Genomic DNA, 20,019 nt, shown 5'->3' with positions numbered 1-20,019 from the left:
ACCCGGGGTTGGTCAGTCGGCTTTCGCCAACCGCGTCGTTGCGCTCAGCGCCTGCTGGGCTTCGAAGCGCCTCCATTCCCGGGCGATCTCGCTGTAGGGCATGAAGATGCTGACACGGGGTTGATCGGCCAGGTCCTTGCGCTTCAATGCCTGCAGGTCGCCTCGGGTGAGATAGGCCACGTTGATGCCCACCGCGTTGCCATCGGCCGCGAAGACCGGGCCACCGGACATGCCCTTGGCCGTAGGGCCGTCGTGGGTACCGTAGAGGACGTTGTCCCGGGCATCCAGGCGAACCATGGCCGCAAGCGCCCTGCCTTGGCCCTTGATGGGGACGTACAGGGAGTTGAAGCCGACCGCCGTGAGCACTTCACCTGGCACGAACTGGCGCCACTGCGGGGCCTTTTCGGCCTTGCGACGGAAGAACTGTACGTCCCCCTTGCCTTGATGGACCGAGCCCGAAAGATAAGGCACGTGCTTGACGGTCACTGCATAGTCTTCGTTCCATTGCACCGCGCTTCCCATCAGCATCAGCGGCAATGGTCCACTGGAGTGAACCACGAAGGCTTGATCATGGACAGGATCCTGAAGATAGGCGGCGGGCATTCCGTTGCACCCGCTGAGTAGCACGCAGGCTACCAGGAGCGACTTGAAAGACATGATGGCTACTAGCTATTGTTGTTGAAGACGCCGCGAATATGTCAGTGAGCCATCACTTACGCTATAGCCGATTGTCTGGATCCAGGCGGCCAAAAGATTAGGGCTTGCAAAAGCCTAACGACTGAATTCTGGCGTCCCAGATATGCGCTGAAAGTAGCGCTCCAGAGCGATTCAACCGTTCAATGAAATTTTCACACTGGATCCGACTCGCGCGGCCTCTTGGGCGTCAAGGCGGATCCCGACAAACGGACTGTCTTTCTGCTATGTTTCTGTCGTAAGAAGGATCCTCTTCACCATGTAAGCTCGGGCTTACATGACTGTCAGTTGGTGGCCATGCTGCGTTTTGTCAATGCGGGGTATAACAAGCCTCTTCTCCCCTTCCTTCATTACCCTACTTATGTCCAGACTCGCTCGCTCGCTACTCGCTTGCGCTGCACTCGCTTCACTGACCGGCAGAGGAGCCGTAGCCTCCATGCCAGCCAGACGTCTCCTGATTGGAAACAGCCCCGAGAGTCATAGGCTCATCGGACCAACGGCAGTAAAAAAACGATGCCCTGGACCGCTGTCTGCCGGCGCAAAGCTATATTGGATCACAAGGCGCGCTCGCATCCTCTGCGCGCCGCAGGTGCCTCTACACAGGGAGACAGAGGTATGAAAAGGTCAGTGATGCTTTCGCTGGGATGTCTTGCGGCCGCCTTGGCCCAGGCAGAAGATCTGGAAGTGCGCAATGTGGCCTTGGTCCGAGCGGGGCACCTGGTGAATATCGTCGCCACGGTCCGCAATACCAGTGACCATCCGATGGAAAGCTCCCTGCTGATCTTCAGCGTAGTGGAGCAGAGCCAGGTGATCGCCAAAGAGGCGGTTCAGGTCCCCCCGCTCGAAGCAGGGCAGGCCTGGCGGGTGAACAAGCCCATCAGGTCCAGCAGCCAGGCCAAGGTCGCCCAGGCCGAGGCCCAGGCCACCGAGGGCAGGAACATCACCATCGATGCGAAGATGTTTCCCCGCATAGCTGTCCAGCACTGACGACGTAGCGAACCTGCTAGAAACGCACCTGCCCCTCGATACAGGTTACTACGTCGCCACCGAGCCAGATATCCGCGCCAACGCGTTGCACGTACACCCTGCCGGCACGCCCCATGGCCGTGCCCTGGCTGGCCACATAACGCTCGGGCGCCTGCCCGTCGCGATACAGCCACTGGGCAATACCCGCATTGAGGCTTCCGGTGACCGGATCCTCCGGAACGCCTTCACCTGCCACGAACGCGCGCACCTCGAACTGCGCTTCGTTACCGTCGAGCTCAGGATTCCAAGGCCCGAATACGCCCAGGGCCATGCCCTCCAGGGCGGGATAGTCAGGGGTGAGATCCAGCACGGCCTGCCGGTCGCGCAGGCGCAGCGCCAGCCAGCCCGGACCGTTGTCCACCCACTCTGCCGCCAGGACCTCATCCTGGGACAGGCCAAGCCCAAGGCACGCTTGCTTGAACACGTCAGCGGCCGGCGCTCCACTGCGCAGCAAAGGCGGACAGGCAAACGCCAGTCGACCATGCTCGCGACGTATGCGCACCAGCCCGACCCCGCACTCCTGTATGACCTCGGCGCCTTTTGCCGACCCGCCGGCCTCCAGCCAGGCATGACAGCTGCCCAAGGTCGGATGGCCGGCGAAAGGCAGTTCGCGCACCGGGGTGAAAATGCGCACCCGATAATCTGCGCCCGGCTGGCTTGGGGGCAACAGGAAGGTGGTTTCGCTCAGGTTGGTCCAACGGGCGAAGGCTTGCATCTGCTCGTCCGTGAGGTCGGCGGCATCGAGCACCACGGCCAGCGGATTGCCCAGCAGGGGCTGGGCGGTAAAGACATCGACTTGCTTGAAGGCTCGGACGTGATCGGACATGACTAGGGTCTCGGCAGCGGAGCGCCCGAGAATAGCCCAGGCGCGCGATCGGGGCTAATGCCTGGCAGTGGTCTAGACTGTGGGTTCCAGCCCTTGGACGGAACCCCTCGCATGTGTCAGCACCACCCGCGCAACCCGTTGTTCTGCCTGATCCCTCCCTACCTGCTTGACCAGATCGCCCGCCACGGCAACAAGGCGCAGCGTGATGCGGCGCTGCGTACCCGGGCCAAGGACACCACCTTCCGGTCTCTGCGCATGGCCGCCCAGCCTGCTCCGGTACAGGCTCGCGCGGCCTCGGCGTTCACTGGCAAGCGGCGCTCGATCTACTCCGCCGAGGGCGGTGAAACCCTGCCCGGAACCTTGATCCGCGGCGAAGGGCAGAAAGCCAGTGGCGACCCGGCCGTTGACGAAGCCTATGACGGCCTGGGCGCTACCTACGATTTCTTCTACGAAGTGTTCGACCGCAACTCCATCGATGACGCCGGCCTGGCCCTGGACGCCACTGTCCACTTCGGCCAGGGCTATAACAACGCTTTCTGGAACTCAGCGCAGATGGTCTTCGGTGATGGCGACGGCCAACTGTTCAACCGCTTTACCATTGCCCTGGACGTTATTGGCCACGAACTGGCTCACGGCGTGACCGAGGACGAGGCGCGTCTGCAGTATTTCAACCAGTCCGGCGCCTTGAACGAATCCATGTCGGATGTCTTCGGCACGCTGATCAAGCAGTACGCTCGCCAGCAACCGGTGGAGCAAGCCGACTGGCTGATTGGAGAAGGCCTGTTCACCAAGAAGATCAACGGGGTCGCCTTGCGCTCGATGAAAGCGCCAGGCACCGCCTTCGATGACAAGCTACTGGGCAAGGACCCCCAACCCGGACACATGGATGACTTCGTCCATACCTTCGATGACAATGGCGGGGTGCACATCAACTCCGGCATTCCCAACCATGCGTTCTACCAAGTGGCCACCCGCATCGGCGGCTTCGCCTGGGAAGCACCGGGGCGGATCTGGTACGACAGCCTGCGCGACCCCAAGCTGCGGCCCAACAGCGGCTTCCTGCGCTTTGCCCGCATCACTTACGAGGTGGCCGGCCGCCTGTACGGGGCCAAGAGCGCAGAGCAGAAAGCGGTCAAGCAGGGCTGGGCCGCCGTGGGCCTCAAACTCTGAATGCTGTGAGCGCGCCCTGAGGAGACAAAGCCATGCGCATTTCCTATTCTGAAAGCGGTGGGGTGGCCTTCTTTCCGGGCCTGAGCAAGCCACGCACCCTGGAAGTGGACCGCCTGCCGCCCCCTGAACAGCAGGAGCTCCGTCAACTGCTGGAGGCCTCGCGCTTCTTTGCCCTGCCGGAAAGCCGCCAACCCAAGACCAGCCCCCGCGGCGCGCAGCACTACACGCTCACCGTCAGTGAGGGCGATCGTGAACATACCGTGTGCCTGCTTGCCCCTGTCCAATCCGGGCCCTTGCAGGGCCTGGTGCAGTGTGTGCGCAAGCATGTGGACGGCTGAAAGGCGATGGCGCTAGGCGTGGTAACTGAAGCAGAGCCGTCATGCCGGGAAGTCACAGCGAATCACACGCCCCGGGTCAGGCCGGGTGACCCGGCTTCGCTGCGGCTTGCCAAAAATGCGACAACATTTGTAACGCCTGGTTGATAAGCATTATCATTTGTAACCTTCAACCAGTGCCGCCTTTTCATGAACAGTCCTGCCCTGCCCGACCGTGCACCCTTCGAAGCGCTGTATCAGACCCATCTCGGGTGGCTGCAGGGCTGGCTGCGCCAGCGTACCGGTTGCGGGCAGGACGCGGCCGACCTGGCGCAGGATACCTTCCTGCGCTTGCTCAGCAAGGAACGTGACCTGGCTCCGGTACGTGAACCACGTGCCTACCTGACCAAGGTCGCCCATGGGTTGCTGGTCAACCAGTGGCGTCGCCGGGCCATCGAGAGGGCTTATCTAGAGGCCCTGGCGGCGCTGCCACCTGCCGCCGCGCCCTCGCCGGAAGCGCGGCAACTGGTGATCGCTACCTTGCAGGAAATCGACACCTTGCTGCGGGCGCTTCCGTACAAGGTGCGCACGGCGTTCCTGCTCGCCCAGCTGGATGGCCTGGGCTACCGGGAAATCGCTGAGCGCTTGCACGTGTCCGAGCGCATGGTGAAGAAATACATGGCCCAGGCGATGCTGCATTGCCTGAGCCTGGCGCAGGATTGAACGATGCCTACGCCTCGCCCGCAACTCTCCCATCAAGTACTCGAGCAGGCCGCCCAGTGGTTCGCTGTACTTCAGGGTCAGCCTGGTCCGCAAGAGCACGCCGCCTGGCGTGCATGGCTCGAAGCGGCGCCCGAACATCGCCAGGCCTGGAACCGGGTCGAAGCCATCAGCAGTCAGTTCGCCCGCCTGCCGCAACCGGCGGCGGCCCACCGGGCCCTGCGGGAAGGTACCAAGCGTCGCCAGTTCCTCAGCATGGCTGCGCTGTTTGGCGGCGGAGCACTGCTGGCGGCAGCCGGGCGTGGCCTGCCGTGGCAGGCCTGGGCCGCCGATCGTTCGACCTCGGTAGGCGAAATCCGTCAGGTTCCCTTGGCCAGTGGCGGCCAGTTGTGGCTCAACACCCAGAGCGCGGCAGACATCCGCGGTACGCAAGTACGCCTGTACCGCGGCGAGCTGCTGCTGGAAAGCTCCATCCCCTTGCGCATAGAAACAGCCAACGGGCCACTGGCCATGTTGGGGCGACGCGTCGGCGTACGGCAGTACCCGAGTCATAGTGAAGTCATGGCCTATGAGGGGCCCGTCAGTCCGGCGGCCAGAGGTGCCACGCTTGTCGGCGGCCGACGTGGCGAGTTGCGCCAGGGCGTCCTTACCGATGTGGGCCCCGTGCGCCCGGGCGCCCAGGCATGGAGCCGGGGAATCATCCAGGCGGACAGCCTGCCCCTGGGGGATTTTCTCGGCGAATTGAGCCGTTATCTGAACGGGTACCTGCATTGCGACTCCGAGGTCGCCCGGCTGCCTCTGGTCGGGGCCTTTCCCATCGCGCAACCGGACCGCATCTTCCAGGCATTGGAAAAGGCCTTGCCGGTACGGGTCCACCGCCCGCTGCCCTGGTGGGTAAGCGTCCAGCCGCGCGAAGACGTCCGTGCATAAAAAACTCCTCGCACGGTTCCCCTTTTTGCGCCTCGCTTGGCAAAGAAGGCAGAGGGCCTGATGGCAGGCCCACCTGACCACCAAGGACGTTCCCGATGTCTCGCATCCGCCCTCGCCGCCCTGCCCTGCAACCCTTGCGCGCCGCCCTGCGCGCCAGCTTCCTTGCCGCGCCTCTGTTGCTGACACAGCCTGCCCTGGCGACATCGGCAACCGCCACCAGCGCCGCGCCCCTGGAGTACGCAATCGCAGCAGGGCCTTTGTCCAGCGCGCTCAGCAGCTTCGCGGCCCAGGCGGGCATCCTCCTGGCCGTGGACGGACAGCTGACCCAAGGCAAGCAAAGCCCTGGCCTGCGGGGCAGCTTCAGTGTGGACGCGGGCCTGGCCCGCCTGCTAGACGGGACTGGCCTGGCCGCGCAACGCGACGCCAGTGGTGGATACAGTCTGTCGCCTATCGCGGCCGAGGGGGCTGTTACCTTGGGCACGACCGCCGTGCAAGGGTTTGCCCTGGGCAACGCCCTGGGCAGCATGGAAGGCTATAACGCCACTCACAGCAGCGTCGCCACCAAGACCAGCATGCCTCTGGCCGAAACCTCGCAGACCGTCTCGGTGGTGACCCGACAGCAGATGGACGACCAAGGCTCGCGCACCGTGGCCCAGGCGGTACGCTACAGTCCAGGCGTGATGAGCACCCCTTACGGCGCGACTACACGCTATGACTACGTCGCCCTGCGCGGCATCAATGACGGCTCGGTAGACAACCTGTTCATCGATGGCCAGAAAATGCTCGGCGACAGCGGCACCTATAGCAGCCTGCAGGTGGACCCCTGGTTCATCGAGCGCATCGACATTCTCAAGGGGCCATCTTCGGTGCTGTACGGGCGCAGCCTGCCCGGCGGCCTGGTCGCACTGACCACCAAGAAGCCTGAATTCCAGAGCCATCGTCGCCTGGAGCTTTCCTATGGCAGTAACGACGAACGCCAGGCGGCCCTGGACTTGACCGGCCCGTTGAACGAGCACGTGGCCTACCGCCTCGCCGGGGTGGCGAAGAAGGCGGGCAACCAGGTCGATGGCGTGGACGAAGAGCGCTACGCCCTCATGCCGTCCCTGGCCATAGACCTGGCCGAGGAAACCCGCCTGACCCTGATGGCCATGCTGCAGCATGACCCTTCCAGCGGTTATCACGGGGGCTTGCCGGCCGCCGGCACGGTGACCTCCTATAACGGCCAGCGCATTTCCCGCAGCTTCTTCGAAGGTGATGATCGCCTGGAATGCTTCAAGCGCGATCAGCAGATGCTGGGCTATCAGCTCGAACATCGCTTCAACGACGTGGTGTCAGCGCGGCAGAACCTGATGTACGTAGACTCCAAGGTGAACTCGCGCCAGGTCTACCAATATGGCTATACCACTGCCCAGGGCGACCTGTACCGTGCCTACACCGGCGCCAACGAGGCGCTGCATGCCTGGAGCCTGGACAACCAGTTGCAGTTCGAATTCGATACCGGCTGGCTGAGCCATACGCTGGTCACCGGCCTTGACTACCAGCGGCGCTGGGCCAAGGTGGACTACGACGCCGCTGCCAATAGCCTGACCTCGAGCAACCCCTACACCGGCTACACGCCACCGGCTGGGCTCCTGACAACCCATCAGTACGATGAAAGCCGCCAGCTCAAGCAAACCGGCCTCTATGTTCAGGATCTGGTCAGCCTGGACCGCTGGCGCTTTTCACTCGGCGCTCGCCAGGACTGGGTCGACGTGGCGTTCCAGCACACCCAGGACGCTTACTACGGCGATCAGTCCGATAGCAGCAAGGACAGTCAGTTCACCGGCCGGGCCGGGGTGCTCTACGCCTTCGACAACGGCATCTCGCCCTACGTCAGCTATTCGGAATCCTTCAACCCCAATACCACCAGCGCCTACAACCAGACTGCCACTGGCTGGAACCTGGCGCTGCTCAAACCCACCAAGGGCAAGCAGTACGAAGCGGGGATCAAATACCAGCCACCCGGCACGGATGACCTTTACACCTTTTCAGTGTTCGACCTAAAGCAGTCGAACCTGGCCAGCAAGGACTCCAACGAAAGCTTCTACCGGGCGGTGGGCGAAATCACCTCCCGCGGCGCCGAACTGGAGGCGCGGCTGCGCCCCATGGACAACCTCAACCTCATCGCCAGCTACACCTACCTGGATGTGGAGTACAGCAAGGACTTCGTCGGCACCGCGGGGCTGAACAACCGTGGCAACACCCCTACCGCCGTGGCCCGCAACATGGCCTCGGCCTGGGCTGACTACCAGTTCACCGAAGGCGCGCTGGCAGGCCTGCAGCTGGGCGCAGGCGCTCGTTACTTCGGCCGCAGCTGGGCGGACGCGGAAAACACCCTGCGCATCCCCGCCTACACGCTCTACGACGCCCTGCTCGGTTATGACCTGGGCCAGGTGGGCCTGAAGGGAGTTGGAGTGAGGCTCAACCTGAACAACCTCACCGACGAGAAATACGTCGCGGCTTGCAACAGCCTTTACCAGTGCTATTACGGGGAAGGCCGCAACGTCATGGCTACCGTCAGCTACGACTTCTGAGGAAACTGAACTGAACCCTTGAGGTTGAAAATCCATTTTCACGGGCTCAGCTCAAAGCCTTTCGCTGGCTGGCGCCAGCTCCCACCGTGGGTTCCCGCGCTCCAAGGCTCCTTTGCCTGGTACTTGCACTAGATCGAAGGCTCGTCCTTCCAGCCTTCGATCACCGCCAAGAATCGCTTGAGCCAGGCGTTGGCCTGGCTGCCGTCCAATACCCTGTGGTCGATGGTCAGGGTGATGTAGGCTCGCGGCCTGGCTTGCCAGCTTTCCACTCCGTCCACTTCCCTCACTACTACCCGCTTCTCCACCGCCCCCACGCCGAGAATGGCCGACTGCGGTTGGTTGATGATGATAGGCGCGGCCAGCAGCGTACCGGATATCCCATGATTGGAAATCGTGAAGGTGCCGCCTTGCAGGTCCGCCCGTTGCAGGCGCCCAGCGCGGGCGGCTTCGGTCTGAGCCTGCAGTCGCCGGGCAATTCCGAGCAAGGACAGTTCCTGTACCCGATGGATGACTGGCACCACGAGCCCCTGGTCACCCAGGGCGGTGCCTACGCCGATATTGATATCCTCGAACAGCTCCAGCTCGTCGGCATGCCAGCGGCTGTTCACCGCAGGCGCCGCGGCCATGGCCTGGGCAGCGGCGGCCACGAAGTACGCCGTGAATGTAAGGGCGGTACCCTGCTCGGCGAAACGGGCCTTGTGCCGCTGACGGTGAGCGATGATGGCGCTGAAGTCCGCCTCCACCATGGCGGTGACATGGGGGGCGGTGCTGACCGAGCGCTGCATATGCTCGGCGATGGCCCGACGCATTGGGCTATGGGGTATGCGCGCCGCCACGCGAGGGCTGTCCTGGGCCGCGCCTGATCCTTGCTCATCGAGCTTATGCGATGCCGGCGCTGGCTGGTCGGCAGCTTGCCCGGGCTGGCCGGGGTGCTCGGCCAGGGCAGCGACCACATCGGCCCGCGTCAAGCGCCCGCCTCGCCCGGTACCTTTGCCTCGAAGCTCGGCCGGGTCCAGGTCATGGTCGGCCAATAATCGTCTTACCGCCGGAGACAGCCGCATTTCCAATTCACTCGGTCCGCGGGCATTGGCGACCGCGCCCTTCACGACAAGGGCATTAGAAGCGGTGCCGCTCGAGGCCGCATCCGCGCTGGCAGTCACCTCCCACCGCGCCTCGGCCCCATTCGCCACCGGTGACGCGCTGCTCACATGACCCAGCACAGCCCCCGGCGGCGCCGCCTGGCCTTCTCCCAAGGTGATCTGTAGCTGTCCAGCACAAGGCGCGCACACCTCCACCACCACCTTGTCGGTCTCCAGTTCAGCCACGGGCTCGTCTTGGGCGACCGAGTCGCCTGCGGCCTTCAGCCAGGTACGCAACACCGCCTGGGTGCCCTCCTGTTGCAGCGGCGCGACGATGGCTTGACGATCAAGTGTCATATCGTTCATGGCTCAAAACCCCAGCAGTTCGTCGATCTTCGCCTGGATGCCCGCGACCGACGGCAGCACCTGTTCCAGCAAGGCAGGATGATGGGGGCTGGGAATGTCAGGCATGGTGATCCGCGCCACGGGGGCGTCCAGGTCCAGGAAGGCTTGGTCGGCGACCACGGCGGCGATCTCGGCGCCAAACCCAGCGGTGCCCAAGTCCTCATGAACGATCAGGCAACGGTGGGTCTTGCGCACCGAGGCCAGCACGGCGTCCCGATCCCAGGGCATCAGGGTACGCAGGTCCAGCAGCTCGACCGGACGCCCCTGCGCCGCCGCCTCGCAACGTTCCACCATGGCCCCCCAGGTCACTACCGTGATGCCGTCGCCGTCCAGCACCCGGCGGGCCTGGCCGAACGGCAGCACGAAGTCGTCACCCGGGTAGCAACGGCGGGCCGAGGCCGCGTCGAGCATGGCCCGGTGTTCGAAGAAGATCACCGGGTCGTTGCCGCGCAAGGCGGCGCGGAGCAAGCCCACCGCATCCTCGGCGTTGGAAGGCACTGCCACCATCCAGCCTGGGGCGTGCACGAACTGAACCTCGTTGGTCTGGCTATGCCAGGGATCGCCGCATTTGAAGAAGCCACCGGCGATGCGCACCACCATGGGCGCGGCGAAGCGGTTGTGGGTGCGCCAACGCAAGGTCCCGCAGTCATTGAGCTGTTCCACCGCGGGGTCAGCGTACTTGCGGAACTGGATCTCCGGCACCGGCACCAGACCGGCCAGGGCCAGCCCTACGGCGCGGCCGATGATGCCCTCCTCCGACAGACTGGTGTCGAATACCCGTTCGGTGCCGTGCTTGTCCTGCAGGCCCAGGGTGACTGCATGCACGCCTCCCTTGGGCCCGATGTCCTCCCCGAAGAGCATTACCCGCAGATTGATCGTCAGCTCATGATCGAGGGTACGGCGAATGGCCGCCACCATGTTGACACGCTGGCCTTCCGGCTTGGGCTCGGCCTGGGCAGCCGGCGGCAGGTAGCCTTCAGCCCATTGCCCGCCCCGCTGCTGCAAGGCACCTTCGTAAAACACGTGCTCGATGACCTTTGCCGGATCGCTCAGGGGTCGGGCCTCAGCCTGTTCGCAAGCCAGGCGCACGGCTTGTTCAGCCTCGGCTTGCAGATCGTCCCACGCCTTGGCGCTCAGCTGGGCCGGCACCAGGAAATCCCGCAGCCGCGGCCATGGGTCTCGCGACCATTCTCGCTTGACCGTGGCCTCGGACTTGTACGCCTGGGTGTCCTGGAAACTGTGGCCTTCCAGACGTGGCACGGTCAGGCGCAACAGGCACGGCCCCTTGCGCGAACGCACATGCTCCACCGCTTCGGCAATCAGGCAAGCGCTCTGCTCAGGCTGAGCGCCGTCGCCCGACAATACATGCAGGCCCTGGAAGCTGGCCAGGTTACGGGCGATATCGCCACCCGGGGTCTGGAAGGTAGACGGCACCGAGATGCCGAAGCCGTTGTCTTCGATGTAGAACAGAATGGGCAACTGCTGGGTAGTGGCCAGCGTCAAGGCCGACCAGAAACCGTTGGTGGCCACCGAGCCGTCGCCACCCAACACGACGCTGATCGCCCGCTCGTAGCCCGGCTCTTTCAGCACCCGGGCGCGATATTCCAGGGCCTGGGCCCAGCCGGCGGTAGGCGTGTACTGGGCGCCGACACCGCCGCACATGGGCAACGCGGAGACCCCACCGGGGTTGGGGTAATTGAACACCACGCCGATGTCGCGGCCGTCCGAATAGCCACCGGCCCTGGCCATGGACGAGCCCAGGGCATCGGCCAGATCCACCCCCAGGGCCAACAGCAACGGCCGTGAGCGGTAGTAGCCACAGGCGGCGTCATGAGGGTCGGTCAAGTGCAGCCCGAGCAGGATCTGCGCCATGTCATGCCCACGGGCGGAGAATTGGTACAGCACCTTTTTCTGCGGTACCAGGGTGGTTTCTTCCAGGGCGTCCAGGCTGCGGGACACGTTCATCAGGTAGGCCACGCGGCGCCAATCCGGGGCTGGAGCGGCGGCAGGTTCGAGCGTGGTATTGCGCTGTAGCACCGTCATTTTGTTGTTGTCCTTGAACGGGGGTGCGGTGCAACCATGCTAAGGACGGCCCAGGAGAATAGGCTTTTTATTTTTCCCGTTTTCGGGCAGATTCGAGCATGAACCTGTTCGCTGAGCCCACTATGAATAATAAACATCAGCCAGACCCCCACTCAGCGAGAATTCTCGCCGCCCTCCAGCAAGACGGCCGCCTGTCCGTGCAAGACCTGGCCAATCGTATCGGCCTTTCAACCACACCCACCTGGAAACGCCTCAAGGCTCTGGAACAGGCCGGTATCATCCAGCGCTACACCGCCGTGGTGGACCGGGCGCAAGTGGGCCTGGCCACCTGCGTGCTGGCGGAGGTCAATCTGTCGCGCCATGTAGAGAATGTGGTCGAGGAATTCGAAACCGCGGTACGTGACTGCCCGACCATAGTCGAGTGCTACAGCACCACGGGGCAGGCCGATTACGTGCTGAAGGTAGTCACCCCGGACATCGCCCACTATGACGCCTTTCTGCACCAGGTGATCTTCAAGCTGCCTGGCGTGAACGACATCCGCTCGGCCGTGGTATTGCGGGAGGTGAAAAGCCACGGCCCACTGCCGGTCTAGGAGACTTGCCCATGCCCCATTATCCCACTACCCCCGATGGTCGCTATTTCGTCGTGCGCGGGCGCCTCTGGCGCTGCAGCAACCCGGCGCTGCCAGAAAAAGAACGACAGCGCTTGGTCAACGCCCTGATGGATGGGCGCCGTGCCGTGAAAAACGCCAAGGCGGCCAATGAGCCCGTTGCGCTGAAGGCTGCGCGGGCCCAGGTGAACGCGGCCAAGGTGGCCCTCGGCGAACGTGGGCCAGTGTGGTGGACCGATGGCGCCGAGGACTTCAATCGGCGGTTCGTGGGGAACACGCCTTATAGCGCTTGGCATGAGCAGTTGAGCCAGGCATAAGGAAAAGACGTGACAGTTAACGGACATTAGCCATCCGGTAGACAACGCCGCGATCTCGCTTACCCACCGATACCACTACAACCACAACTCGGGCTTCCTCGACTCGGTAGACCAAGCGGTAGCCTGATGCCTTCAGCTTGATCTTGTAGTGATGGGGCATATCTCGCAATGCATCAGAGGGTACACGGGGAAGCTGCAAGCGTTCCTGTAATTTCTTTTTGACTTGTTCCCGCACGGTGTGCCCGAGCTTCTCCCACTCCTTCAATGCCTGAGGCAGAAACTCAAGCCTATAAGTCATCCAGGTTTACCGGTACAGGCGTTTCATGGGCTCTTGCCTTCGCGATCTCGGCCAACTCAAGGTCCTCGAGTCGCTCCAGCATCGCCTCATAGATATCCGCAGGAACCATGTACCCCATCACCCTGTTATGGTTCAGAACCGCAACGGGCAAGCCACCTGCTCCGGCCATGATTCCAGACGGGTTTTTCTTCAGTTCAGAAACGCTGACCGCTACGTCTGCGAGAATGCTTTGCATATTAAGCCCTCAATTCAGGTCTTTATTCTGGGCCTTATGCATTCATAACTCAAGGGGGCTATGCGACCATCACTCGCTCGAACTGCCGCGCCAGCAGGGTATAGGCCGACGACACCCTGGGCGGCGACGAGCCAGAGCGCGGCGGCATTGCCCTGGCAGCCGCGGCCACCCGGTACCCTGCTCCGGTCAGGTCGTCCCCCGCCTCCCTGAGCAGGAGCCACGCCCATGCTGGACAGTAGATAGTCAGCCGACGCGATAATGACAACCCAACCTTGCCACCCTTTCTGGAAATGGCCCGCCCTTATTTCAGCGATCGAGACTCACGGGGCGAGCAGGCCCCGACATAGCAATTCGAACACAGCACGCATGTGCGCCGCATGGGCGGCACGGTCCGGCGCCGCCTCGGTGGCCAGGCGAATGAAGGCCAGGTTGGCGTATTGATTGAATACGGTGGCGGCCACCTCCACTTGCGCGTCTTCGGCAACCTGGCCCAGGCTCTGGAAGTGGGTCAACAGCGCTTTCGCTTCTTCTACCACGGCGGCGTTCCAAGGCTGAAAGATGTCCGCCAGCTCTCCGGTAAACAGGTACGGCGCCAGTTCGCGCCATAGCGAAGCGGGCAGCGCGCTCAATTGATAACGGGTCATGGACTGCTCGAGGTCGCATAGCGCCTCCACGGGGTCCCGGTAGTCCGCCAGCCTTTGCCGAAAGTCACGCACGGCTTGCTGGTCCGGCTCGCTGATCAGGGCCAGGAGAATCTGCTGCTTGGAGCCGAAGTAGTTGACCACGGTAGGAGCAGACACGCCCGCCTTGCTGGCGATTTGCTCAAGAGTAGTGTTGGCGAAGCCCTGGGCAATGAAGACCTCGCGAGCGGCGGTGGCAATCTGTTCGCGCCGCTGCTGTTTCTGGCGAGCACGTAGGCCGGTAGTCTCGGCAATGGGCATGGCATTTCCAAGTGAAACGGAGCAATGAGGATAAGGCCAATTCTTGGCAGCTAAAAATATTTTGTTTACAAAAATATTTTTAGCTGCCAAGAATTGGCGTCGCGGTCACCGCCATCACCCTGGAGCTTTCAGTGGAACATTTCGCGAAACGCAGCACGCAGGCCTACCAGGCCCTCGACGCCGCCCATCACATCCATGCCTTCGTGGACCAGAAAGCCTTGAATGAGGTCGGCCCACGGGTGATGGTCAAGGGGGACGGCCTAACCCTCTGGGACAACGACGGCAAGCGCTACCTGGACGGCATGTCTGGCCTGTGGTGCACCAACCTGGGCTATGGCCGACAGGACCTGGTCGCTGCCGCCAGCGCGCAGTTGGCGCAACTGCCCTACTACAACATGTTCTTCCATACCACTCACCCGGCCGTGGTCGAACTGTCGGAACTGCTGTTCAGCCTGTTGCCAGGGCACTATAGCCACGCCATCTACACCAACTCCGGCTCAGAGGCCAATGAAGTATTGATCCGCACCGTGCGTCGCTACTGGCAAGTGATGGGCAAGCCGGAAAAGAAAATCATGATCGGCCGCTGGAACGGCTACCACGGCTCCACCTTGGCCGCCACGGCGCTTGGGGGCATGAAGTTCATGCACGAGATGGGCGGGCTGATTCCGGACGTAGCCCATATCGACGAGCCCTATTGGTACGCCCACGGCGGCAACCTTTCTCCCGAGGCCTTCGGCCTGCAGGCGGCACGGCAGCTGGAAACCAGGATTCTGGAACTGGGCGCCGAGAACGTAGCGGCCTTCGTGGCAGAACCCTTCCAGGGCGCGGGTGGCATGATCATTCCTCCGGCGTCCTACTGGCCGGAGATCCAGCGCATCTGCCGCCAGTACGACGTTCTGCTGTGCGCCGACGAAGTGATCGGTGGCTTCGGTCGCACCGGCGAATGGTTCGCCCACCAGACCTTCGGCTTCGAGCCCGATACGTTGTCCATCGCCAAAGGCCTGACGTCCGGCTACGTCCCCATGGGCGGATTGATTCTGTCCAGGCGCATGGCGGACGCTCTGGTCGAGCGCGGCGGCGTGTTCGCCCATGGCCTCACCTATTCCGGCCACCCGGTGGCGGCAGCGGTAGCCATCGCCAATCTCAAAGCCTTGCGCGACGAGGGCATCGTCGAACGGGTTGAACGAGACACGGGGCCCTATCTCCAGCGTCGCCTGCGCGAGGCCCTTGCCGGGCACCCCAACGTTGGCGAAGTACAGGGCGTAGGCATGGTCGCCGCGCTTCAGTTCACCGAGGATAAGGCCAGCCGCAAGCGCTTCGACAACGAAAGCGACATCGCCTGGCATTGCCGGACCCTGGGCTTCGAGGAAGGCATCATCATCCGCTCTACTCTGGGAAGGATGATTCTGGCCCCGGCCCTGGTAGCCACCCATGCCGAAATCGACGAACTGGTGGACAAGACGCGGGTCGCCGTAGAGCGGACCGCCGAGCATTTCGGGCTTTAGGCAGGCTTGGGCGGGCTTGGCGCAGGCGGTCAACCCATGACCTCTCGCATCGCCAGCCCCATTAGCTTTTTCCTCCCCTCAGGCCACAAATTTACTAATTTTCCTCGGCATACCTTTAAGCCACCATCGACTCGTCCTACCGGTAAAGGCTCACCAGAAGCCGAACCCGCCACGCTTTTCGCTTCCTGCCCAGACAATTCGAACCCCTCTTCTGTCGATCTCGGGAGTGATCCATGGTCCATTCATTCGTTTCTCGTTGCGGCAAATCCCTGGCCTGCATCGGCCTGCTGGCCGCCAGCGTCGCCAGCGTCGCCAGCGCTCAGGCTGGCACGCTGTCTATCGGGCATACCACCTGGGTCGGCTACGGCACGCTCTACCTGGCCAGGGACCTTGGCTATTTCAAGGAGCAAGGCCTGACAGTGGAGCTGACAACCATCGAGGAAGCCTCCATGTACATGGCCGCCCAGGCGTCCGGAAAGCTGTCCGGCTCGGCTTCGACACTGGATGAAATCCTCAAGTACCGCCCGCAGTTCTGCTTCAAGGCCGTGGCGGCGCTGGATGAAAGCCATGGCGGTGACGGCATCGTGGTGGGCAAGGAGGTGAACAGCCTCAGCGACTTGAAGGGCAAGGCGATCGCCGTGAACGAAGGCTCGGTGTCGCAGTTCTGGCTCAGCTACCTGCTCAAGGACGCGGGCATGCAGATGAGCGACCTGAAGGTGCAGAACATGACCGCCGACGATGCGGCTACCGCCTTCATCGCCGGACGAGTGCCCGCCGCGGTGACCTGGGAACCACACCTGTCCATGGTACGCAGCAAGCAGCAAGGCAAGGTGCTGGTGGACAGCAGCACTACCCCGGGCGTGATCGTGGACGTGGTTGCCCTGAGCTGCGACGTGATCGACAAGCAGGCGGGCGACGTCAAGGCTCTGGTCAATGGCCTCTACAAGGCGGTGCAGTACACCAAGGATCATCCCGACCAGGCCTACGCCATCATGGCCAAGGGCGTTGGCGGCTACCTTGCAGACCCCAAGGAACTGGCCGCGGCCGCCAAGGGCGTGCGCTTCTATGACCAGGCGATGAGCGAGAAGCTGCTTGGCAGCGCCGGCCAGCAGGGCGATGCCGCCGGCGTGATCAAGCTTGCCAACGAAGCCGCCACTTCCCTCCAGGGCAAACCCTTCGACGTCAGTTTCGACGACCTGGTCGACAACCGCTTCGTCACGCCCAAGTAAGGAGCCTGCCATGTCCAAGCGATCCTCCTGGATCAATCGCTGCGCCACCCCCAAGACTGCCTTGCCCGCCCCGGTAGTCTGGGGTGCCAGCGCCCTGGCCTGGGCCCTAATGATCGGCCTGTGGGCCGGGCTGTCCTACGGCGGCGTGGTGCCCGCCATGTTCTTGCCCACGCCTGGCGCCGTGGTGGATGCCGCCTTGCGCCTGTCCCGGGACGGTGCTCTGGGCGAGCACGTATGGGCCAGTGTCGAAGTGGTGATGGTCGGGTTCATCCTCTCCTCGGTAGTAGCGGTCCCCCTGGGCTTGCTGATGGGCAGCTTCCGCGTGGCCCAGGCGTTCCTGGAGCCGGTGGTGAACTTCATTCGCTACCTGCCGGTGACCTCCTTCGTGCCGCTGTTCATCCTGTGGATCGGCATTGGCCTAGAGCAACGGGTCTCGGTCATCATCTTCGGCGTGTTCTTCCAGCAACTGGTGATGATCGCCGATGTATCCCGCGGCATATCCAAGGACCTGGTGGACGCCTCCTACACCCTAGGCTCCAGCCGCCGGGATGCCCTGGTGCACGTAATCGCTCCAGCCTCGGTGCCGGGCATCCTCGACACCTTGCGGGTGACCATGGGCTGGGCATGGACCTACCTGGTGGTGGCTGAGCTGGTGGCCGCGTCCAGTGGCCTTGGCTACCTGAGCCTGAAGGCCATGCGCGGTTTCCAGGTAGATGTGATCTTCCTCGCCATCGCGGTAATCGGCCTGCTCGGCCTGATCACCGACCAACTGTTCCGACTTCTTCGCTTGAGGGTAGCAGCATGGGCTCAATAACCGCCGCGACCGACCGGCTCACGTTTCCCACGCAAGCACCCGCGCCGGGTGCCACCACCTGCCTGAAGGTCGAGGGCGTCAGCTTGCGTTACCCCACCCCCGACGGCGGAGAATTTTACGCGCTGGAAAACGTCTCCCTTGAAGTGAAGGACCAGCAATTCGCCGTGCTGGTGGGGCCTTCGGGCTGTGGCAAGTCCAGCCTGCTCTACCTAACGGCGGGACTTGCCGAAGCCAGCTCCGGGCAGATCCTGGTCAACGGCCGCCCAGTGGACGGCCCGGGCCCGGACCGGGGCATGGTGTTCCAGGCCTATACCCTGTTCCCTTGGCTGACCGTACGGCAGAACATCGAATTCGGGCTCAAGCGGCGCAAGGTCGGCGCGGCTGAGCGCAAGGAGATTGTCGAGCATTACCTCGACGAGGTAGGCCTGACACGCTTTGCCGACAACTATTCCAAGCAGTTGTCCGGCGGCATGAAGCAGCGAGTGGCCATTGCCCGGGCCCTGGCCAACGACCCTCAGATACTGCTGATGGACGAGCCCTTCGGTGCGCTGGACAGCCAGACTCGGCTGCAGATGCAGCAGTTGCTGCTCAAGGTATGGGAACACAGCAAGAAAACCGTGCTGTTCGTTACCCATGATATCGATGAAGCCATTCTCCTGGGCGATCAGATCTTCGCCATGGGCGCCCGCCCTGGGCGAATAAAACAGGTACTGAATGTGCCTATCGAGCGGCCGCGCCATCTCGATATGGTGATGGACCCCAGCTTCATCGCCATGAAAAAGAACATCTTCCACTTATTGCATGATGGCGGTGCGCATTAAATCTGACTTCATGGCACAACCACAACTTACCGATACTTAGCTTAATCATATACAACGTCCAGCTTAATACTATTTTCCCTCGATGACGGCATCTCTTAGTCTGGCCTTGTCGAAATCGGCTACTGCACGGACACTTGAACATGAGCTTGGATGATACTGTCATAGATACCCTGATAGTGGGCGCGGGCCAGGCGGGCGTGGCCATGAGCGAACACCTGGGCAAATTGGGCGTGCCGCACCTGGTGCTGGAGCGCAGCCGCATCGCCGAAGCCTGGCGCACGGGGCGCTGGGATTCGCTGGTCGCCAACGGCCCGGCCTGGCACGACCGGTTTCCCGGTATGGAATTCGCTGAGGTGCACCCGGACGCCTTCGCTGGCAAGGATCAGGTGGCCGAGTACTTCGAAGCCTATGCCCGGCAAATCGAGGCGCCTGTCCGCACAGGCGTTGAAGTCAAGAGCGTGACCCGCAACCTGGGCCGCGCCGGCTTCACTGTGCACACCAGCGCCGGCACCCTGCAGGCTCAACGAGTGGTTGCCGCCACGGGGCCCTTCCAGCGGCCAGTGATTCCGGCCATCGCGCCCCTCGATGAAAAGCTGCTGCAGTTGCATTCGGCCGACTACCGCAACCCGCAACAGCTGCCCCCTGGAGCAGTGTTGGTGGTGGGCGCCGGCTCATCCGGCGTGCAGATCGCCGACGAACTGCGCGCCGCGGGCCGACAGGTGTACCTCTCCGTCGGTGCCCACGACCGGCCACCGCGCGCCTACCGCGGACGAGACTTCTGCTGGTGGCTCGGCGTGCTCGGCGAGTGGGATGCCGAGGTGCGCCAGCCGGGGCGCGAACATGTGACCATTGCGGTCAGCGGTGCCCACGGCGGCCGCACCGTGGATTTCCGCGCCCTGGCTCATCAGGGCATTACCCTGGTCGGCGTTACCCAGGCGTTCGAGCAGGGCGTGGCGCGCTTCGCCCCGGACCTGGCCGACAACCTGGCCCGTGGCGATGACAACTACCTGGCGCTGCTCGACGCCGCCGATGCCTATATTGCCCGCAACGGCCTGGATCTGCCCGAAGAGCCCGAGGCGCGGCGTCGCTACCCGGACCCGGCCTGCGTGACCCAACCGCTGTCGAGCCTGGACCTGGCCGCGGCCGGGGTCGGCACCCTCATCTGGGCTACCGGCTATGCAGTCGACTTCAGCTGGCTGCAAGGCCTTGGCCTGGACACGGCGGGCAAGCCGGTGCATCAGCGCGGCCTATCCAGCGAACCTGGCATCTACTTCGTTGGCCTGCCGTGGCTGGCGCGGCGTGGCTCGGCCTTCATCTGGGGTGTGTGGCATGACGCCCGCCACATCGGCGAACACATTGCCAAGCAGCGTAAATATGAAGCCTACCAGGGCGGCCCCCGATGCGTGGGTAGCGCCGTCCCGGACGAGGCGCCTCTCATGCCAAAACGTTCAGCCGCAGCAGGAGTGTGA

20 protein-coding genes are annotated in these 20,019 nt (G+C 63.3%); 13 read left to right on the top strand and 7 right to left on the bottom strand.

The features are described 5' to 3' along the window. Window positions 1-12: 12 nt before the first annotated feature. Window positions 13-657 carry a serine protease family protein gene (locus BN1188_RS17385; protein WP_148485267.1) on the bottom strand — a complete coding sequence of 215 codons (645 nt, stop codon included), beginning with the start codon at window positions 655-657 and terminating at the stop codon, window positions 13-15. Between the two features lie 651 nt (window positions 658-1,308). On the opposite strand from BN1188_RS17385, the gene BN1188_RS17380 reads away from it, so the two are divergent. After that, on the top strand, window positions 1,309-1,680 hold the full coding sequence (locus BN1188_RS17380) for an FxLYD domain-containing protein (protein ID WP_148485266.1): 372 nt from the start codon (window positions 1,309-1,311) through the stop codon (window positions 1,678-1,680). 16 nt (window positions 1,681-1,696) lie between these two features. Here the strand turns inward: BN1188_RS17380 and BN1188_RS17375 are convergent, their stop codons facing one another. Then, window positions 1,697-2,545: a PhzF family phenazine biosynthesis protein gene (locus BN1188_RS17375; RefSeq protein WP_040262658.1), complete on the bottom strand. Its 849-nt coding sequence runs from the start codon at window positions 2,543-2,545 to the stop codon at window positions 1,697-1,699. Window positions 2,546-2,656: 111 nt separating this feature from the next. On the opposite strand from BN1188_RS17375, the gene BN1188_RS17370 reads away from it, so the two are divergent. The 5 genes from BN1188_RS17370 to BN1188_RS17350 all read left to right on the top strand — a co-directional run bounded on the left by BN1188_RS17370 (window position 2,657) and on the right by BN1188_RS17350 (window position 8,252). Further along, complete coding sequence (locus BN1188_RS17370; protein ID WP_040262656.1) at window positions 2,657-3,715, top strand: M4 family metallopeptidase; 1,059 nt, start codon at window positions 2,657-2,659, stop codon at window positions 3,713-3,715. A gap of 32 nt (window positions 3,716-3,747) precedes the next feature. Beyond that, window positions 3,748-4,053 (top strand): protealysin inhibitor emfourin, encoded by a 306-nt coding sequence (locus BN1188_RS17365; RefSeq protein WP_040262654.1) that lies wholly within the window; start codon window positions 3,748-3,750, stop codon window positions 4,051-4,053. A gap of 186 nt (window positions 4,054-4,239) precedes the next feature. Continuing rightward, window positions 4,240-4,752: a sigma-70 family RNA polymerase sigma factor gene (locus tag BN1188_RS17360; RefSeq protein WP_040262652.1), complete on the top strand. Its 513-nt coding sequence runs from the start codon at window positions 4,240-4,242 to the stop codon at window positions 4,750-4,752. A 3-nt stretch (window positions 4,753-4,755) separates the two neighbouring features. Beyond that, window positions 4,756-5,679 (top strand): DUF4880 domain-containing protein, encoded by a 924-nt coding sequence (locus BN1188_RS22130; RefSeq protein WP_040262650.1) that lies wholly within the window; start codon window positions 4,756-4,758, stop codon window positions 5,677-5,679. 95 nt (window positions 5,680-5,774) lie between these two features. Then, window positions 5,775-8,252: a TonB-dependent siderophore receptor gene (locus BN1188_RS17350; protein WP_040262648.1), complete on the top strand. Its 2,478-nt coding sequence runs from the start codon at window positions 5,775-5,777 to the stop codon at window positions 8,250-8,252. A gap of 128 nt (window positions 8,253-8,380) precedes the next feature. Here BN1188_RS17350 and BN1188_RS17345 read toward each other — a convergent pair whose 3' ends face one another. Then, entirely contained in the window at window positions 8,381-9,697 is a 1,317-nt protein-coding gene (locus BN1188_RS17345; RefSeq protein ID WP_052469337.1) for a dihydrolipoamide acetyltransferase family protein, read from the bottom strand. Window positions 9,698-9,700: 3 nt separating this feature from the next. Then, entirely contained in the window at window positions 9,701-11,779 is a 2,079-nt protein-coding gene (locus BN1188_RS17340) for an alpha-ketoacid dehydrogenase subunit alpha/beta (protein ID WP_052469336.1), read from the bottom strand. 122 nt (window positions 11,780-11,901) lie between these two features. Between BN1188_RS17340 and BN1188_RS17335 the strand changes: the two genes are divergently transcribed. Both BN1188_RS17335 and BN1188_RS17330 read left to right on the top strand, forming a co-directional pair. Continuing rightward, window positions 11,902-12,372, top strand: coding sequence for an Lrp/AsnC family transcriptional regulator (locus BN1188_RS17335; RefSeq protein ID WP_040264157.1), 471 nt, complete (start codon window positions 11,902-11,904; stop codon window positions 12,370-12,372). Between the two features lie 11 nt (window positions 12,373-12,383). Then, entirely contained in the window at window positions 12,384-12,707 is a 324-nt protein-coding gene (locus tag BN1188_RS17330; RefSeq protein ID WP_040262645.1) for a hypothetical protein, read from the top strand. Between the two features lie 16 nt (window positions 12,708-12,723). Here BN1188_RS17330 and BN1188_RS17325 read toward each other — a convergent pair whose 3' ends face one another. From BN1188_RS17325 to BN1188_RS17315, 3 genes are all read right to left on the bottom strand, one after another. Continuing rightward, on the bottom strand, window positions 12,724-13,005 hold the full coding sequence (locus BN1188_RS17325) for a type II toxin-antitoxin system RelE family toxin (RefSeq protein ID WP_040262644.1): 282 nt from the start codon (window positions 13,003-13,005) through the stop codon (window positions 12,724-12,726). Beyond that, the gene (locus BN1188_RS17320) at window positions 12,995-13,240 is read right to left on the bottom strand and encodes a type II toxin-antitoxin system Phd/YefM family antitoxin (protein WP_040262643.1); all 246 of its coding nucleotides are present in this window, start codon (window positions 13,238-13,240) and stop codon (window positions 12,995-12,997) included. The genes BN1188_RS17325 and BN1188_RS17320 overlap by 11 nt, the downstream gene beginning before the upstream one ends. Window positions 13,241-13,560: 320 nt before the next feature. Continuing rightward, on the bottom strand, window positions 13,561-14,181 hold the full coding sequence (locus BN1188_RS17315) for a TetR/AcrR family transcriptional regulator (RefSeq protein WP_040262642.1): 621 nt from the start codon (window positions 14,179-14,181) through the stop codon (window positions 13,561-13,563). Window positions 14,182-14,312: 131 nt separating this feature from the next. Between BN1188_RS17315 and BN1188_RS17310 the strand changes: the two genes are divergently transcribed. From BN1188_RS17310 to BN1188_RS17290, 5 genes are all read left to right on the top strand, one after another. After that, window positions 14,313-15,686 carry an aspartate aminotransferase family protein gene (locus BN1188_RS17310; RefSeq protein ID WP_187375336.1) on the top strand — a complete coding sequence of 458 codons (1,374 nt, stop codon included), beginning with the start codon at window positions 14,313-14,315 and terminating at the stop codon, window positions 15,684-15,686. A 233-nt stretch (window positions 15,687-15,919) separates the two neighbouring features. After that, complete coding sequence (locus tag BN1188_RS17305; RefSeq protein WP_040262638.1) at window positions 15,920-16,915, top strand: ABC transporter substrate-binding protein; 996 nt, start codon at window positions 15,920-15,922, stop codon at window positions 16,913-16,915. Window positions 16,916-16,925: 10 nt separating this feature from the next. Continuing rightward, complete coding sequence (locus BN1188_RS17300) at window positions 16,926-17,729, top strand: ABC transporter permease (RefSeq protein ID WP_040262636.1); 804 nt, start codon at window positions 16,926-16,928, stop codon at window positions 17,727-17,729. Further along, window positions 17,717-18,550, top strand: a complete 834-nt coding sequence (locus BN1188_RS17295) for an ABC transporter ATP-binding protein (RefSeq protein WP_040262634.1) — start codon at window positions 17,717-17,719, stop codon at window positions 18,548-18,550. The genes BN1188_RS17300 and BN1188_RS17295 overlap by 13 nt, the downstream gene beginning before the upstream one ends. Window positions 18,551-18,690: 140 nt before the next feature. Then, entirely contained in the window at window positions 18,691-20,019 is a 1,329-nt protein-coding gene (locus tag BN1188_RS17290) for a flavin-containing monooxygenase (protein WP_052469335.1), read from the top strand.

This window comes from Pseudomonas massiliensis, from assembly GCF_000826105.1.
GTDB lineage: Bacteria > Pseudomonadota > Gammaproteobacteria > Pseudomonadales > Pseudomonadaceae > Aquipseudomonas > Aquipseudomonas massiliensis.
Note: the sequence above shows the minus strand (reverse complement) of the source record. Positions and strands in the feature narration are given on the sequence as shown.

Excerpts from the sequence above, each read along its gene's own strand:
- BN1188_RS17385 (WP_148485267.1), bottom strand. The coding sequence starts at position 657 with ATGTCTTTCAAGTCGCTCCTGGTAGCCTGCGTGCTACTCAGCGGGTGC.
- BN1188_RS17380 (WP_148485266.1), top strand. The coding sequence starts at position 1,309 with ATGAAAAGGTCAGTGATGCTTTCGCTGGGATGTCTTGCGGCCGCCTTG.
- BN1188_RS17375 (WP_040262658.1), bottom strand. The coding sequence starts at position 2,545 with ATGTCCGATCACGTCCGAGCCTTCAAGCAAGTCGATGTCTTTACCGCC.
- BN1188_RS17370 (WP_040262656.1), top strand. The coding sequence starts at position 2,657 with ATGTGTCAGCACCACCCGCGCAACCCGTTGTTCTGCCTGATCCCTCCC.
- BN1188_RS17365 (WP_040262654.1), top strand. The coding sequence starts at position 3,748 with ATGCGCATTTCCTATTCTGAAAGCGGTGGGGTGGCCTTCTTTCCGGGC.
- BN1188_RS17360 (WP_040262652.1), top strand. The coding sequence starts at position 4,240 with ATGAACAGTCCTGCCCTGCCCGACCGTGCACCCTTCGAAGCGCTGTAT.
- BN1188_RS22130 (WP_040262650.1), top strand. The coding sequence starts at position 4,756 with ATGCCTACGCCTCGCCCGCAACTCTCCCATCAAGTACTCGAGCAGGCC.
- BN1188_RS17350 (WP_040262648.1), top strand. The coding sequence starts at position 5,775 with ATGTCTCGCATCCGCCCTCGCCGCCCTGCCCTGCAACCCTTGCGCGCC.
- BN1188_RS17345 (WP_052469337.1), bottom strand. The coding sequence starts at position 9,697 with ATGAACGATATGACACTTGATCGTCAAGCCATCGTCGCGCCGCTGCAA.
- BN1188_RS17340 (WP_052469336.1), bottom strand. The coding sequence starts at position 11,779 with ATGACGGTGCTACAGCGCAATACCACGCTCGAACCTGCCGCCGCTCCA.
- BN1188_RS17335 (WP_040264157.1), top strand. The coding sequence starts at position 11,902 with ATGAATAATAAACATCAGCCAGACCCCCACTCAGCGAGAATTCTCGCC.
- BN1188_RS17330 (WP_040262645.1), top strand. The coding sequence starts at position 12,384 with ATGCCCCATTATCCCACTACCCCCGATGGTCGCTATTTCGTCGTGCGC.
- BN1188_RS17325 (WP_040262644.1), bottom strand. The coding sequence starts at position 13,005 with ATGACTTATAGGCTTGAGTTTCTGCCTCAGGCATTGAAGGAGTGGGAG.
- BN1188_RS17320 (WP_040262643.1), bottom strand. The coding sequence starts at position 13,240 with ATGCAAAGCATTCTCGCAGACGTAGCGGTCAGCGTTTCTGAACTGAAG.
- BN1188_RS17315 (WP_040262642.1), bottom strand. The coding sequence starts at position 14,181 with ATGCCCATTGCCGAGACTACCGGCCTACGTGCTCGCCAGAAACAGCAG.
- BN1188_RS17305 (WP_040262638.1), top strand. The coding sequence starts at position 15,920 with ATGGTCCATTCATTCGTTTCTCGTTGCGGCAAATCCCTGGCCTGCATC.
- BN1188_RS17300 (WP_040262636.1), top strand. The coding sequence starts at position 16,926 with ATGTCCAAGCGATCCTCCTGGATCAATCGCTGCGCCACCCCCAAGACT.
- BN1188_RS17295 (WP_040262634.1), top strand. The coding sequence starts at position 17,717 with ATGGGCTCAATAACCGCCGCGACCGACCGGCTCACGTTTCCCACGCAA.
- BN1188_RS17290 (WP_052469335.1), top strand. The coding sequence starts at position 18,691 with ATGAGCTTGGATGATACTGTCATAGATACCCTGATAGTGGGCGCGGGC.